General features: G+C 60.5%; 15 protein-coding genes and 1 rRNA gene. 8 read left to right on the top strand and 8 right to left on the bottom strand.

Going from position 1 to position 14,966, the window contains the following annotated elements; genetic code table 11:
* The 6 genes from ACQKP2_RS23175 to ACQKP2_RS23150 form a co-directional block, all read left to right on the top strand.
* Window positions 1-117 (top strand): 16S ribosomal RNA (locus ACQKP2_RS23175); the annotation flags it as partial.
* A 130-nt stretch (window positions 118-247) separates the two neighbouring features.
* Entirely contained in the window at window positions 248-1,009 is a 762-nt protein-coding gene (locus ACQKP2_RS23170; protein ID WP_427579775.1) for a gamma-glutamyl-gamma-aminobutyrate hydrolase family protein, read from the top strand.
* A 333-nt stretch (window positions 1,010-1,342) separates the two neighbouring features.
* The gene (gene potA / locus ACQKP2_RS23165) at window positions 1,343-2,485 is read left to right on the top strand and encodes a polyamine ABC transporter ATP-binding protein (protein ID WP_427579773.1); all 1,143 of its coding nucleotides are present in this window, start codon (window positions 1,343-1,345) and stop codon (window positions 2,483-2,485) included.
* Between the two features lie 29 nt (window positions 2,486-2,514).
* The gene (locus ACQKP2_RS23160; protein ID WP_427579777.1) at window positions 2,515-3,396 is read left to right on the top strand and encodes an ABC transporter permease subunit; all 882 of its coding nucleotides are present in this window, start codon (window positions 2,515-2,517) and stop codon (window positions 3,394-3,396) included.
* Window positions 3,393-4,274, top strand: a complete 882-nt coding sequence (locus ACQKP2_RS23155) for an ABC transporter permease subunit (protein ID WP_427579772.1) — start codon at window positions 3,393-3,395, stop codon at window positions 4,272-4,274. The genes ACQKP2_RS23160 and ACQKP2_RS23155 overlap by 4 nt, the downstream gene beginning before the upstream one ends.
* Before the next feature lie 100 nt (window positions 4,275-4,374).
* Window positions 4,375-5,472 carry a polyamine ABC transporter substrate-binding protein gene (locus tag ACQKP2_RS23150; protein ID WP_427579770.1) on the top strand — a complete coding sequence of 366 codons (1,098 nt, stop codon included), beginning with the start codon at window positions 4,375-4,377 and terminating at the stop codon, window positions 5,470-5,472.
* 292 nt (window positions 5,473-5,764) lie between these two features.
* On the opposite strand, the gene thpR is transcribed toward ACQKP2_RS23150, so the two are convergent.
* The gene (thpR, locus tag ACQKP2_RS23145; RefSeq protein WP_427579769.1) at window positions 5,765-6,304 is read right to left on the bottom strand and encodes an RNA 2',3'-cyclic phosphodiesterase; all 540 of its coding nucleotides are present in this window, start codon (window positions 6,302-6,304) and stop codon (window positions 5,765-5,767) included.
* Between the two features lie 123 nt (window positions 6,305-6,427).
* Here thpR and ACQKP2_RS23140 point away from each other — a divergent pair, with 123 nt between their 5' ends.
* Complete coding sequence (locus tag ACQKP2_RS23140; RefSeq protein WP_427579767.1) at window positions 6,428-6,622, top strand: hypothetical protein; 195 nt, start codon at window positions 6,428-6,430, stop codon at window positions 6,620-6,622.
* Between the two features lie 15 nt (window positions 6,623-6,637).
* Here ACQKP2_RS23140 and ACQKP2_RS23135 read toward each other — a convergent pair whose 3' ends face one another.
* Together ACQKP2_RS23135 and ACQKP2_RS23130 are read right to left on the bottom strand one after the other, a co-directional pair.
* A complete protein-coding gene (locus tag ACQKP2_RS23135; protein WP_427579766.1) occupies window positions 6,638-6,991 on the bottom strand; it encodes a DUF1428 domain-containing protein in 354 nt (117 codons plus the stop codon).
* A 17-nt stretch (window positions 6,992-7,008) separates the two neighbouring features.
* The gene (locus tag ACQKP2_RS23130; RefSeq protein WP_427579764.1) at window positions 7,009-8,073 is read right to left on the bottom strand and encodes a hypothetical protein; all 1,065 of its coding nucleotides are present in this window, start codon (window positions 8,071-8,073) and stop codon (window positions 7,009-7,011) included.
* 416 nt (window positions 8,074-8,489) lie between these two features.
* Between ACQKP2_RS23130 and ACQKP2_RS23125 the strand changes: the two genes are divergently transcribed.
* The gene (locus tag ACQKP2_RS23125; RefSeq protein ID WP_427579763.1) at window positions 8,490-8,747 is read left to right on the top strand and encodes a hypothetical protein; all 258 of its coding nucleotides are present in this window, start codon (window positions 8,490-8,492) and stop codon (window positions 8,745-8,747) included.
* 19 nt (window positions 8,748-8,766) lie between these two features.
* Here the strand turns inward: ACQKP2_RS23125 and ACQKP2_RS23120 are convergent, their stop codons facing one another.
* From ACQKP2_RS23120 to ACQKP2_RS23100, 5 genes are all read right to left on the bottom strand, one after another.
* Window positions 8,767-9,882: an HlyD family secretion protein gene (locus tag ACQKP2_RS23120; RefSeq protein ID WP_427579762.1), complete on the bottom strand. Its 1,116-nt coding sequence runs from the start codon at window positions 9,880-9,882 to the stop codon at window positions 8,767-8,769.
* Between the two features lie 6 nt (window positions 9,883-9,888).
* Window positions 9,889-10,728, bottom strand: coding sequence for a hypothetical protein (locus ACQKP2_RS23115; RefSeq protein WP_427579760.1), 840 nt, complete (start codon window positions 10,726-10,728; stop codon window positions 9,889-9,891).
* Between the two features lies 1 nt (window position 10,729).
* Complete coding sequence (locus ACQKP2_RS23110; protein ID WP_427579758.1) at window positions 10,730-12,058, bottom strand: glycosyltransferase family 2 protein; 1,329 nt, start codon at window positions 12,056-12,058, stop codon at window positions 10,730-10,732.
* A gap of 6 nt (window positions 12,059-12,064) precedes the next feature.
* A complete protein-coding gene (locus ACQKP2_RS23105) occupies window positions 12,065-13,453 on the bottom strand; it encodes a diguanylate cyclase domain-containing protein (RefSeq protein WP_427579757.1) in 1,389 nt (462 codons plus the stop codon).
* Between the two features lie 487 nt (window positions 13,454-13,940).
* The gene (locus ACQKP2_RS23100; RefSeq protein WP_427579756.1) at window positions 13,941-14,831 is read right to left on the bottom strand and encodes a LysR family transcriptional regulator; all 891 of its coding nucleotides are present in this window, start codon (window positions 14,829-14,831) and stop codon (window positions 13,941-13,943) included.
* Window positions 14,832-14,966 lie beyond the last annotated feature (135 nt).

Raw genomic sequence — 14,966 nt, 5'->3', positions numbered from 1 at the left:
TGTCAACTAGCCGTTGGGGACCTTGAGTCTTTAGTGGCGCAGCTAACGCATTAAGTTGACCGCCTGGGGAGTACGGCCGCAAGGTTAAAACTCAACCCCTCGCCAAACACACCCCCTACGCAGCCAAAAACACAGGAGATCCGACGACCGACGTTTAGAATTTTTTACATCGGAGTTGTCAATTAAAATCAACGAGGATAAGCTCCGGAAAAGCTCGTTCAAGTGTCAAACTTCGAGGTGAATAAAAATGGCATTCAAGCCATTGATCGGCGTTACTGCGTGCGTCAAACAGATTGGCCTGCACCCCTACCATGTCAGCGGCGACAAGTACTTGCGTGCTGTCAGCGTTGCAGCACTGGGGCTGCCTGTCGTCATTCCTTCCCTGGCTGAACTGACCGAAATCGATGATCTGCTGCCGCAGCTCGACGGTCTGTTGCTGACCGGCTCGCCATCGAACGTGGAACCCTTCCACTATCAAGGCCCCGACAGCGCTCCCGGCACGGAACACGATCCCCAGCGGGATCGCACCACCCTTCCCCTGATTCGTGCAGCTATTGCCGCCGGCGTTCCGGTGCTCGGCATCTGTCGCGGGTTCCAGGAGATGAACGTGGCGTTCGGTGGCAGCCTGCATCAGAAAGTCCATGAGCTGCCGGGCATGCTGGACCATCGCGAAGCCAACCACCCGGACCTGGCCGTGCAATACGCACCGGCCCACGAGGTCAAGGTGCAGGCCGGCGGTGTTTTCCAGGCGCTGGATTTGCCCCCGGTGTTCCAGGTCAACTCGATTCACAGTCAAGGCATCGATCGACTCGCCACCGGCCTGCGCGCCGAAGCGGTCGCACCCGATGGCCTGATCGAGGCGGTCTCGGTTGAACACGCCAAGGCCTTCGCCCTCGGTGTGCAATGGCACCCGGAATGGCAAGTGCTGGACAACCCTCCTTATTTGAGAATTTTCCAGGCGTTTGGTGAAGCGTGCCGGCAACGAGCGGCGCTGCGTAATCCGCGCTGACGACTCAAATAATCGAATCCAACGATTAACTGCCCCCGTGAGCCTGCGGGTGCGCCTTCGCGCATCCGCGACTTGCGACAACAACACACTGCAATAACAACAAGTACTACCAGGCAGCCAGGACGGCGGCGCCGAATAAACCCGGGAGGGAACGCAACCCCTGTAGGAGCGAGCACGCTCGCGATGGCTGACTGACATTCAACATTGATGTCGCCTGACACACCGCTATCGCGAGCGTGCTCGCTCCTACAGGCAGCGTATCCCCCGGGTTTGCAATCAACTATTAAGCCGGGCCGTGTTGGCCTGGCGACTGAAACCTGTTGGGAGTTTCACATGGCAAACGCCTCCAGCATTTACAGGAAGGCCCTTGAAGGTCACCAGGCACCGAAAAAGGTGTTGGTGAAAGTCGATCGCGTCACCAAGAAATTCGACGAAACCACCGCAGTGGACGATGTGTCCCTGGAAATCCATCAGGGTGAAATCTTTGCCCTGCTCGGTGGCTCCGGCTCCGGCAAATCGACGCTGCTGCGCATGCTCGCCGGCTTCGAGCGCCCGACCGAAGGACGAATTCTGCTCGACGGTGTCGACATCACCGACATGCCGCCCTACGAGCGGCCGATCAACATGATGTTCCAGTCCTACGCCCTGTTCCCGCACATGACCGTGGCCCAGAACATCGCCTTCGGCCTCAAGCAGGACCGTTTGCCCGCCGATGAAATCGACGCCCGCGTCCAGGAGATGCTGCGCCTGGTGCACATGACCCAATACGCCAAGCGCAAACCGCACCAATTGTCCGGTGGCCAGCGTCAGCGCGTGGCCCTGGCCCGTTCCCTGGCCAAGCGTCCGAAACTGCTGTTGCTCGACGAACCGATGGGTGCACTGGATAAAAAGCTGCGCTCGCAAATGCAGCTGGAGCTGGTGGAAATCATCGAACGCGTCGGCGTGACCTGCGTGATGGTGACCCACGACCAGGAAGAGGCCATGACCATGGCCCAGCGCATCGCCATCATGCACCTGGGCTGGATTGCCCAGATCGGCAGCCCGGTCGACGTCTATGAAGCACCGGTCAGCCGCATGGTCTGCGAATTCATCGGCAACGTGAACGCTTTCGAAGGCACGGTGGTAGAAGACCTCGAAGGTCACGCGATCATCCACAGCCCGGACCTGGAGCAGAAAATCTACGTCGGCCATGGCGTCAGCACCTCGGTGCAGGACAAGTCGATCACCTACGCCATTCGCCCGGAAAAACTGCTGGTCAGCACCACCAAGCCCGACACCCGCTACAACTGGTCCAGCGGCAAGGTGCATGACATTGCCTACCTGGGCGGCCACTCGGTGTTCTACGTCGAACTGCCTGGCGGCAAAGTGGTGCAGTCGTTCATGGCTAACGCCGAACGCCGTGGCGCACGTCCGACCTGGGACGATCAGGTCTACGTGTACTGGGAAGACGACAGCGGCGTGGTACTGCGCGCATGAAAACCCTCAATCAGCAATTCATGCGCCTGGTGCCCAGCGGCCGAAAGGTCGTGATCGGCATTCCGTTCCTGTGGCTGTGCCTGTTTTTCCTGTTGCCGTTCTTCCTGGTCATGAAGATCAGCTTCTCGGAAGCGGCGCTGGCCATTCCTCCCTACTCCGAGATCTACAGCTACGCCGAACAGAAATTCCAGCTGTTCCTCAACATCGGCAACTACACCCTGCTGGGTGAAGATGAGCTGTACCTGTCGGCTTACCTGGGTTCGTTGAAGGTTGCGTTTTTCAGCACACTGATGTGCCTGTTGATCGGTTTTCCGATGGCCTACGCCATCACCAAAACCAGCAAGGAAGCGCAAAACGTGCTGATGCTGCTGATCATGATGCCGACCTGGACCGCGATCCTGATCCGTGTCTATGCCTGGATGGGCATCATCAGCAACAACGGCCTGCTCAACGCGTTCCTGATGTGGACCGGGCTGATTTCGCACCCGATCGAGATCCTCAACACCAACACTGCCGTTTACATCGGTGTGGTGTATGCGTATCTGCCGTTCATGGTGCTGCCGCTGTACGCCAACCTGGTGAAACACGATGGCAGCCTGCTGGAAGCCGCGGCGGACCTGGGTTCGAGCAACTTCAACAGCTTCTGGAAAATCACCGTGCCGCTGGCCCGCAACGGCATCATCGCCGGCTGCATGCTGGTGTTCATCCCGGTGGTGGGCGAGTTCGTGATCCCCGAACTGCTCGGTGGCCCGGAAACCCTGATGATCGGCCGCGTGCTGTGGCAGGAGTTCTTCAACAACCGCGACTGGCCGGTGGCATCCGCCCTGGCGGTGGTGATGCTGCTGATCCTGATTGTGCCGATCCTGCTGTTCAACCGTAGCCAGGCCAAAGAGATGGAGGGACGGGCATGAGCCGTTTCGGGTTTTCAAGATTGATGCTGGTGCTCGGCCTGTCGTTTATCTACCTGCCGATGCTGATTCTGGTGATCTACTCGTTCAACGCCTCGAAGCTGGTGACCGTGTGGGGTGGCTGGTCGTTCAAGTGGTACGCCGGCCTGCTGGACAACACGCAACTGATGGGCTCGGTGGTGCGTTCGCTGGAAATCGCCTGCTACACCGCGGTTGCCGCGGTGGCACTGGGCACCCTGGCTGCGTTCGTGCTGACCCGCGTGACCCGCTTCAAGGGCCGCACGCTGTTCGGTGGCCTGGTCACCGCGCCGCTGGTCATGCCTGAAGTGATCACCGGCCTGTCGCTGTTGCTGCTGTTCGTGGCCATGGCGCAGTTGATCGGCTGGCCGATGGAACGCGGCATCGTGACGATCTGGATCGCTCACACTACCTTTTGTGCCGCCTACGTTGCGGTGGTAGTCTCCGCCCGCCTTCGCGAGCTGGACCTGTCCATCGAAGAAGCGGCCATGGACCTGGGTGCGAAACCCTTCAAGGTGTTCTTCCTGATCACCATCCCGATGATCGCACCATCGCTGGCGGCCGGCGGCATGATGTCGTTCGCGCTGTCGCTGGATGACCTGGTGCTGGCCAGCTTCGTGTCGGGCCCTGGCTCCACGACCCTGCCGATGGAAGTGTTCTCGGCGGTGCGTCTGGGCGTGAAGCCGGAGATCAACGCCGTGGCCAGCCTGATCCTGCTGGCGGTGTCGATCGTCACCTTCATGGTCTGGTACTTCAGCCGCCGTGCCGAAGCCAGCCGTAAACGGGCGATTCAGGAAGCCATGGAACAGACCGCCAGCGAATCCTGGCAACAACCTAAATCCCAGGCAGCGGCGGCAGCTTAAGTCAGCTGTCGTGAAATCAACGGTGGCGAGCGGACACGCTCGCCACCGGTTTTATGCACCTTTGCTTTGCGTCATTTGAATAAGAAATGGAGTTGTACCGATGAAAATGTTTGGCAGGACTCTGCTGACACTGTCCTTATTGGGCGCGATCGCCACCGGCGCCCAGGCCAATGACAAGGTACTGCGCGTCTACAACTGGTCGGATTACATTGCCCCGGACACCGTCAAGAAGTTCGAAGACGAGACCGGGATCCAGGTGACCTACGATGTGTTCGACAGTAACGAAACCCTCGAAGCCCGCTTGCTGGCCGGCAAATCCGGCTATGACATCGTGGTGCCGTCCAACAGCTTCCTGGCCAAGCAGGTCAAGGCCGGCGTCTACCAGACACTGGACAAATCCAAGCTGCCAAACTGGAAAAACCTCAACCCGGTGCTGCTGAAAAACGCTGCGGCCAGTGACCCGAACAACGACCATGCGTTCCCGTACATGTGGGGTTCGATCGGCATCGGCTTCAACCCGGACAAGGTCAAGGAAGTACTCGGCGCCAACGCCCCGACCAACTCCTGGGATCTGCTGTTCAAACCGGAAAACGCCGAGAAGCTCAAGGCCTGCGGCATCAGCTTCCTCGACTCGCCGACCGAAATGCTCCCGGCCGCCCTGCACTACCTGGGTTACCCGGTGAACGATCAGGACAAGCAGCACATTGCCCAGGCGCAAGCGCTGTTCATGAAGATTCGCCCGTCGGTGGCGTACTTCCACTCCTCCAAATACATTTCCGACCTGGCCAACGGCAACATCTGCGTGGCCGTCGGTTACTCCGGCGACGTGCTGCAGGCCAAGGCCCGCGCCCAGGAAGCCGGCGACAAGGTGAAAATCGACTACAGCATCCCGAAGGAAGGTGCCGGCAGTTTCTACGACATGGTCGCCATCCCGCGTGATGCCGCCAACGTCGAGAATGCCTACCTGTTCATGAACTTCCTGATGCGTCCGGACATCATCGCCGAAATCACCAACAACATCGGCTACAGCAACGCCAACGCCGCGGCCACGCCGCTGGTGGATGAAGCCATCCGCAACGATCCGGGCTCCTACCCGTCGCAGGAAGTGATGGCGACCCTGTATGCCATTCCCGACATGCCCATCGGTGTGCAGCGGGTCATGACCCGTGGCTGGACCAAGGTCAAGCTGGGTAACTGATTCGCTTTAAATTGCCATCGCGAGCAGGCTCGCTCCCACAGTGGGCAGTGCACAGTACTTGGATGGTTGATCGTTCCCACGCTCTGCGTGGGAATGCAGCCCGGGACGCTCTGCGTCCCCTCCAGAGCTGGAACGCGGAGCGTCCCTTGAGGCATTCCCACGCAGAGCGTGGGAACGATCATCGAGGGCAAACTTTTCCTGCGTGCAGCGCCTTACCACCGCTGCATTACTCACCTGGCTCCTCGGTTAAGGTGAAGTTTGGCGCCCCAGGGCGCCTTTTTTTGCTTTGGGGTCAAGCAGTCCCCAGCGGCCACTCGGCCAGTGCCCGATAGCGCCCCTTGTGCGACTCGAACAGGGTGAAACGCTCGGCACGCAGGAAAAATTCCGGTGGCGACGAGGATTCCGGCGCCGGTGCGCGATAATCCCGGGCCAGCGTCAGGTGCGGTCGAAACTCCCGTGGCGCATCCTCCAGACCAAAGGGCAGCATCGCCTGCTCCAGGTCATATACCAGCCGCAACAACGCAGGGGGTGCCTGCTCCGGCGCCAGTACCAGCACCCCGGCCCTGCGCCACACATCCAGCCTGTCCAGGACCACCGTCAAACGTGCGCCCGAGGTGCGCACGGAGGCGGCGGCCGTGCAGATATCCGCCACCTGCGCCGTGGCCACGGCGCCGAGAAATTTCAGGGTCAGGTGAAAGTTGTCCGCCGGCACCGGTCGTCCGCTGCGCAATTGCAACGCGCTGCGCCATTTGGCGATGTCCCGACGCTGGGCGGCAGCGCAGCCCAGGGCGAAGAACAGACGCTTGAACGGTTCGCGGGGCTCTTCATTCATGCCATGCACCTCTTCGGAATATCGCCTGAGTGTACAAAAGGCACCCGCACCGGCAAGCGCTTTTCTGGCGCTCGTGGCCATGCGCGTTATAGTTCCAGCATCCCGAAAAAAACGGAGGCGGCCATGCGACAGATCATCAGCAAAGAGCCTTGGTGGGCCAGGCCGCCGGAGCCGGGCCAGGATGAACTCAAGCTCGAATGGGGTTGGCTGGTGCATTACAGCGAGGGCGAGCCCCGCTTCGAATTCATCCGCGAACGACCGACGGACGATGAAATCCTGCAGCGCAAGAGTTGCAGGATCACCCCGTCGTCCGAGTGATCCTGCGGACGGTGCTCAGACGTTAATGATCATTTCGAAACCGCCGAAGATCATCCGCTGACCATCGAACGGCATGGGATTGACGTCCGGTTGCATCCTCGGATCGACCATCATTTTTTCCATCGCGGCATCGCCTGTGGTCTTGTCCGGCCAGACGATCCAGCCAAACACCACGGTTTCGTCCTCCTTGCATTTCACCGCCATGGGAAACGAAGTCACTTTGCCCTCGGGCACATCGGCGCCCCAGCACTCGACAACGCTCAGTGCACCGCCTTCCTTGAAGAGCGCAGCGGCGATATCGGCGTGCTTCTTGAATTGTTCGCGGTTGGCGGTGGGAACAGCGGCTGCAAACGCATTGACATAGGCCATGGGGTTTTCTCCTTGGTTCATGGTGTGATCTGTTGAATGGTCGCTTGACCGGGGCTCAATTCGACATGACCGGCCTGCAGGCCGACCGGCGGTTGCGCGCTGGCGGCCAGATTGCCCTCGATCTGCCCTGCCATGTACAGGGTGCCGGCCATGACACCGCTGGTCGGGTTCTGCACCATCTTCAACCACGCCTTGTCGAACGTGTTGCCCAGGCTGCTGCGGATCAGCGCCTCGCTGTCCGGCCGGTCGTTGGCCTGAATCAACGCACGCACGCCCGCAACCCCGACGGTGATCAACCCTCCTGCCAGTTTGCCCGCCGCCGCGGCGACGGCACTGGCAGCACCACGGGGCGCCATTTCCGCTTCCATCCGCCGACTGGCACGCCGCGCCACGGGTGCCATGGCAGTGTCGGGCGAATCGACGCCCTTGTCGCCGCCGGCCTTGTGAACCTTGTCGACCAAGGCGTTATAGGCCGGCAAGGTGTTCAACGGCTCGGTATGAACAATCTGGTAAAGCGAGGCATTGCGTGCCGCGGGCGGACCGAGGGCAATCGCCGGGACTTTCTGCACGCGCCCATTGAGTTGGGCCATCGGCACGCCATGGCGCTGGGAGATCTTCTGTAGCTCTTCCTTGAGAATGTCCACGTAGAACGCCATCGACAGGGCGAGGATCTGATCCGGGTCGATCTCCACCGCTACCGGGGCCAGGACCTTTTCCTGGTACTGCTCCAGCAGATAGGCCGCCAGGCGTTTTTCCGTCTCGTCCTGTTCGCCTTTGGCGCTGATCGTGTACCAGCTGACCTTCATCGATAACCATTCCTGAGTCCAGTAGCTGCTGAACCAGGGAATGAAGTTCTGTTCGGTCAGCTCATAGACCCGGGTACGCCAGTAATCCATGGCGCCACGGGAATAGATTTTGGTCTGCTCGGTGGCCGATTGCGACGCCTCGACAATTTCCCTGTCCACCTGCTGCCAGGTGCTGGAGGGGACTATCACCTGGGGTACTTCCACCGGGGCGCGGGGCGCCGTGACGCATCCGGCCAACACCACCAGCACGGCGACGATCAGCGAACGCAGCTTCAAGATCGCGATTCCCGCAGCTCCGCACCAGACCGAATGTCCGGCGAACAAAGAGCCCCTTAATTGAGTATAGGTGCGGGACGTTGTCCGTTTGAGTGCATCAGTGTCCTTTAAGCCGCCATCGCGAGCAGGCTCGCTCCCACAGTGTGTCGTGACATTGTGGGAGCGACAGTGCGACGATTCGACCTGCTCGCGATGGCGGCGGCAAGAACGCCGCAGACCATCACTCCCATCGATATTCACCATCGTCATGAATGCCTTCCGCCCTGCGACCGTCAGCGTAGGATCAATTGCAACCCAACACGAAACCCGGTTGCGGAGGGTTGAACCATGCTGATCCATCTCCTGAGCTGCCTGGCCTTCACGGCCTTCACGCTGAGCGTATTCGCCTGGTTCGTCCTGTCCGAGGAGCGCACGTCATGAGTATCCCAGTCACCCTGTCCGTACGCTTCCCGGTATTCGGCAGCAACTACTACTCGCAGCAATTCGAGTCTCGTAAAGTGTTGACCCTGGCGTTCAACGAAAAATTCGAAGCACTGCTGATTCCGGCTGCCGCTCATCACTTCAGCAACGAAGTGGTCGGGCTCAACGATCAGTTCCGCTTTCTCAACGACGTGCTGGCCGAGCACCTGGCGACCGGGTTCGCCGCCTCCGCCCGCCACCCTTACTACGCCTGAGGCGACAACGGCCGATGCTTCAATGCCCGCCCTGCACACCGGGGGCAGGTCGGTCCATGGCAATGAACTCGCCCAACTCCTGAATCAGCTCCCGACTGTCGGTCAACATCTGTTGCCAGTCGGTCGGGAAGCGCACGTTCAACGGCAACTGGTCGATTCGCCAGCGCGCCGGCAACGGGCGGTCGAACCGGGCGGCAACCTGCAAACCCATCTCGCTGGCGGCGAATGGCCCGCGCAACACGGTCGGCGTGCGCCCGGCGCTGTCCACCGCCTGCACCACATGGGCGCCGAGCCACTGGCCATCGGGCATGCGCACCCGCAACGGTTGGCCGATGGCGGCGTAACTGATGTTCAGCGGTTCCAGATAGATCCACAGCAACGGGTCTTCCAATTGCTCGATACGCATCAGCAAGGTGCCGGCACCGACGTTTTCCCCGGGATTGACCAGCACTTCGGCGACCCGGCCGCTGCGCGCGGCCTTGAGCGGCAACGCGGCGAGGCGCGTCTGCAACCATTTCTGCTCGGCATTGTGCTGGGCAATATCGCGCTCCTCGCTCAACGGTGACTGAGTGGCCAGTTGTTCACGACGCTCGAACGCCAGCAAGTCGGCCCTGAAACTGTCGAGCTCGGATTGGGCGGCCAGCACTTCGCCCTGGGAAACTGCACCGCGTGTCACCAGCTCTTGCAGTACCCTGACGCGATCCTGGGACCGGGCAATCCTTGTCTTGAGCAATTGCCGCTCCTGGCCACCGAGTTTCGCATTGGCCGCGGGCGCCTTGCTGGGCGGGATGGCGGCCAGTTGCGCCAGCCGCGCACGCCATTCGGGGTTGTCGAGATTGGCCAGCGGCTGGTCGACCTGGACTTGCTCGCCCGCCTTGACGAACAGCTGCTCGACCCGCCCGGCATCCCGGGCGCGGACCTCCAGAATCGGCAAACGCAGTTGTGCCGGCGCGTCGATCATCAGCATGCCGTACGCCAGCTTGCCACCCAGCCAGACCAGCGGGCTGGCCACCAGAATCAGGATCAGGTACCAGCGCACCCGAAACGCCACGCGTTTGCCCGGTGCGTAGAGCACACTCAAACCCTGTTCCTGGGTCGGATTGAGTTCCTTGCGACTATCGAAACGAACTTTCATGATCGCTCACCGTTTAGGAAAGTCTCGCCAGGCTTGCCAGTCGATACCGGCAATGCCTTGCGGTTGCAGTTGCTCGCGCCAGACGCTGGCCTGGTGTTGCAACTGTTCGGTCGAGGCACCGGCCCAGGATTCGGTGGCATCGAGTTGCGGCTCGGTGCTCTGTGCCAGGCGAAACTGCAGATCGGGCCAGCGTCGGGCGATCTCCTGGGCCATGCGCGCACTGTTTTTCGGGTTGCGGGTGTAGATCATCAGGCTGACCTGGCGCACGCCGGCATCGGGCAATGCACAGGGCACGCAGGTTTGTCCGGGCCTGGGTGCGGCGAACCAGCGATGATGGCTGGACATCTCCACCGGCCAGGGGCTTTCCCGGCTCGCCAGGCGCAAGGTGTCGAGCAGGTCTTTCAAACGCTGGTCAGGGACCGGCATGCCCAGTTGCTCGACCTCCAGGTCCAGATGCAGGCTGGTGAACGACAGCCCCTTGAGCTTACCGAGCAACGCGGTGAGTTCAGGGCGTCCCTGGGGTTCGATCCACTGCGGATCGCCCAGCAGCAGGCTGACCTGGATCCCGTCGCCACCCGCCTCCTTCAGCAACTGCTCCAGCTGTTCGCGCGTGGCGGCCAGATCGCGGATCTGCCCGGCCTTGAGGCCCAGGTAGATTTTTTCCATCCCGGCCTTGCGCAGGGCCGCTAGCTCGGCAGCCCGATGATCGGGATCGAGCAGCGCCTCGCTGTCCCAGACATAGCTGGCCTGGGACCAGGATTGCAGGGCAGCCGGCACCGCCCATGACGAGGCAGCCAGCAGCACCCCAACCACCCATCGGGACAGAACCCGCCCTATCGGTCGCATATCAGAATCTCGTGGCTCGCTTGAGCACCCACCAGGGCGCCATGGAGCTTTCTTCATGGCCGCGACGAAACATTTCATTGAGCAAGGCCACCGCACTCCAGCAGCGCAGCAACAGCATGAACAGCGGAAAGAGCGGCACCAGCAACCCCAGCGTCATGTCCTGCCGGGGCCGGTCGGAGACCATCAGCAACATGGCCAGGAACAACAGCGCGGTAATCATCAGGTACAGCAGATAGACCAGCACAAACAGGAACAGCAGCGTCTTGCCGGGCAAAATGAATAACGCCAGCAAGGTGTAGGTGAAAATGAGAAATGGCAGCACCAACTGAAAAAAGAAGCCTGTCAGCAGGATCATGATGAAGGTCGGCCAACCCAGCAGGCGCGGGTTGATGTTGCGATTGTGTTTTCTGATGTAGAGGAAGAACAGGTCGCCGTCCCAACGCAATCGTTGCATCAGAAACTGCCAGAGCGTCGCCGGCGCATCGGTGTGCCCGACGGCTTCGGGTTCGAAGGGAATCCGCAGGTCATGGCGCTTGAAGTAGCTCTTGATGCGCAATGTCAGGTCCAGGTCCTCGGCCGTGTGCGTGTTCCAGCCGCCGATTTTCACCAGGAAACTGCGCCGGAATGCACCGAAGGCCCCCGAGACGTTGTTGACCAGATTCCACTCGGACAGGCCGATTTTCGACATGTGGATCGACAACAGGTATTCCAGCGCCTGCATCGCGGTCACCCACGACGACCACACATTGCGCACCCGCAGGCTGCCGGCAACCGCAGGCACCGCCGGGTCTTCGAAATGCCGCACGATGGCGCTGACCATGTTGTTGTCGAAGGACGTGTCGCCGTCCAGCGCCATCACGATTTCACCGCTGGCCAGTGACAGGCCGGCGTTCAACGACGACACCCGCCCGCCCCGCTGCCATTTGGCGATCGGCCTCAGATGGCGCGCGGGGTACAGCTGCGGATCGACGTCGAAGCTGCGCACGGCGGCGAGCGTTGCCTGATTCACCGTGGCGCCGTCCACCACCGGAATCATCTCGATGTGCCCCGGATAGGTTTGCTCGCACAGACTCAGCAGCGTGGTCTGCACGTCCATGCCTTCGCTGTAGCAGGTAATGATGCAGGACACCCTGGGCCGATAGGCACTGATCTTCGGCACCCGGGTACGGCGTCGGGTGAACCAGCGCAACACCCCCAGCAGCACCATCACCATCAGCGGCAGCTCGAAGATCAGGAACAGCGGAAACAGCATGTAGAACAGGCGGCTCAGGCCATCGGCGCCCATGAGCGAGACGATCAGGTTGTAGAGTTGCTCCATCAATGGGCTCATGGTGCATCACCCCAGCTCGCCGGCCAGGCGGGCCAGCAACAGTTCACCGTCTTCCTGATCGAGCAGATCGCGGGGTGCCGTGATACTGGTGACACGCAGGGAAATGTCACTGATCTCCGGCGCCGAAAACAGCTCCGCCACCTTACTCAGGCGCTGTTTGACGATCTCGAGCCCACTGCCTTCGGTATGGGGCAGCATGATCCAGAAAAACTCTTCGGTGCTTCTGGAACAGCGGTCGGTTTCCCGCACGGTCTCCTTCAGGCGCTCGGCCACGCTGTCGATGAACGCATGGCAGCGCTGCTCGCCCAGGCGCGACAAAGAACCGGTGAGATTGACGAAGCGCAGGCCGATCAGTGAGAAGGCCGGCTGGGGATAGCGGCGCGCAAGCTGGATCTGCCACGTCAGCAGGTCATAGAAATCCTTGCCGCCCAACAGATTCAGCCGACCGAATGGCCGGACGGAGCGGTCATTGAACTCCTGGCGGCAACGGAAACGGCCGGCCTCGGTCAGGCGGAAGTCCCTGACTTCACGCACCCGCAACTTGTCCGGTGTGTGCGACAGGCCGCAGTCCAGGCAACGCGCCTGCACCTCGGCATCGACGAAGAACGCCTGGCACGAGCGACAGCGGTAGTTCTCCATGGGCCGGTCGTAATCGCTGCCGATATGGCGCAGCCGATTCAGGCAGTTGGGGCACAACAACACCCCGTCCTTGAGGAACGACTCCTGGGCCCCGACGTGACCACAGGTGAAGCAGTGCAGTGAAGGTTGTCGGGAAATGTCCATCGCCTGACATTCGGCACACACATCGATGTAGTTGAGCCGGCCCGAACCGCAGTCCGAACACAGGCGCACGCGATCGACCAGCACCCCCTCCTCCAGCCAGCTCTGCTGCGCCATCAGGCTGAGCCACACGAACGGGTTGACCTGTTCGTTGTCCGCCAGCACGTCCAGCAGCGGATAGCGATAGTGCTGAGGCACCAGCGGGTCGCGCAGGGCAAAGATGCGGGCATCGTCGCGCAACCAGAGCCATGAAAGCACCCGGCTTTCAAAACGCTCCGGTGCGGCGCCATGATTGAACAGACGGAATCGCTCCAGCCAGCCCCGCCAATTGCTTTTGATTTCGTTGGAGTCGGCCGGACAACTGCCATCTCCCAGGGCTTCGCACCAGCCATCCTGGTCACGGCAACAGTAAACAAGGCTGTAGCGGTAAGGGGCAGCGGCCCGCAGTTTGCGCAGGACTTTGCCCGCCTGCGTGCCCGGCAGGTCCAACAGCAGCACATCAAACGCGGAGGCAGCCAGCAGGCTGTCCGGATCGGCGAAATGTTCGAGTTCGGGAAGATTCAGGCTGGGAACTCTATTACCGAGTATCGCGATCCGTGGATTTGAAATCGGCATGACGCACGTCCTCTATAGAACAGACAAGTGCGATTAAAAGAAGATAGCAACACTAGCACCACATCAAAAAAGCGTCTGCTTATCGTGAAGTTATTTTTTGACAATTCGACTATCGGAAATTCGCCCGCAAATGCATTTTATTTTTTCGCACGCCCAACAACGGTGCAGACCAACCAATCAAATACAAATAATTAATATTAATAACCTTTAAATTCAATAACATAAAACATTATCAAGCCAACAAAAACACACCGAAATACACGTTCATCGCTTGATAGCGTTACGCTACCCGGTAATCACTACAGCCTCAGAACCCACTCCATACAGCCTACAAAACCACAAGTTCAATATTTTCTTATATCAAATGAATCATTCAATATTTCAAAACAGACCAACACTGAAAAATAGTAACGCACACTTAACAGCCACTATTTCAATATTAGACTCAATACACTTTAACTAAAAAACACAACTGACTGATTACTCTCTATTCGCCGCAAGTTTCCCGCAGGCAACCGCGTAACCAGCGATGCACGGGATCGGCCTCCAGTCGCGGATGCCAGAGCATGGCGACCGTGAAGGCCGGCACCGTCACCGGCAACACGAAGCTGTGCATGTCGTTGCGCAGATTGACCGTGTGGCGCTCCGGTACGCTGGCAATCAGGTCGCTGGTGCGGGCGAGCGCCAGCGCGGTCGAGAACCCGGCAACGACTGTGATGATCTGCCGTTGCAGGCCGAGCGGCTCCAGTGCCTGGTCAATGGGCCCCTTGTCCAGTCCGCGCCGCGAAACGCTGATGTGGCCGCCTGCCGCATAACGCTCCGGTGTGATCGGCCCTTCACTCAGCCCATGCCCCGAACGCACCACACCGATGAAGCGGTCGCGGAATAATCCCTGGGTACGTAACTCCGGGCTGGCGGCCTTCCCTACCACACCGGTTTCCAAGTCCACCGTGCCGTCGCGCAATGCCGCGCTGTCCTTGTCGGGCTTGTGCATGAAGCGCAATCGCACCCCCGGCGCCTCACGGGCGACACGGGCGATCAGCGCGGCACCGAAGTTTTCGACGAAACCTTCGCTGGTGCGCAGGGTGAAAGTGCGCACCAGATGCTTGAGGTCCGGTTGCACCGCCGGGCGCAACACGGCTTCGGTGTCCTGCACCAACTGGCTGACCCGCTCGCGCAGTTCCAGCGCCCGGGGCGTCGGCACCAGGCCGCGTCCGGCGCGCACCAGCAAAGGATCGCCTGTGGTTTCCCGCAAACGCGCCAGCGCCCGGCTCATGGCCGAAGGGCTCAAGCGCAGGCGTTTGGCCGCACCCGCCACGCTGCCCTCGGTCAGCAGAACATCGAGTGTGATCAGCAGATTGAAATCGGGCGTGGACATCGTGTGATCCTGGTTGGCAACGGTGGCATGGCGTTTTATGCACGTATCAAGTGCAAACAGTGCGCCTTCCGCCATGTTAGGTGCGGACTTAGATTTGCGATAGCTCCAATCGGGAGTGTCCTGAAACCAGTGTCC

Source organism: Pseudomonas sp. NPDC089569 (genome assembly GCF_050280625.1).
GTDB lineage: Bacteria > Pseudomonadota > Gammaproteobacteria > Pseudomonadales > Pseudomonadaceae > Aquipseudomonas.
Note: the sequence above shows the minus strand (reverse complement) of the source record. Positions and strands in the feature narration are given on the sequence as shown.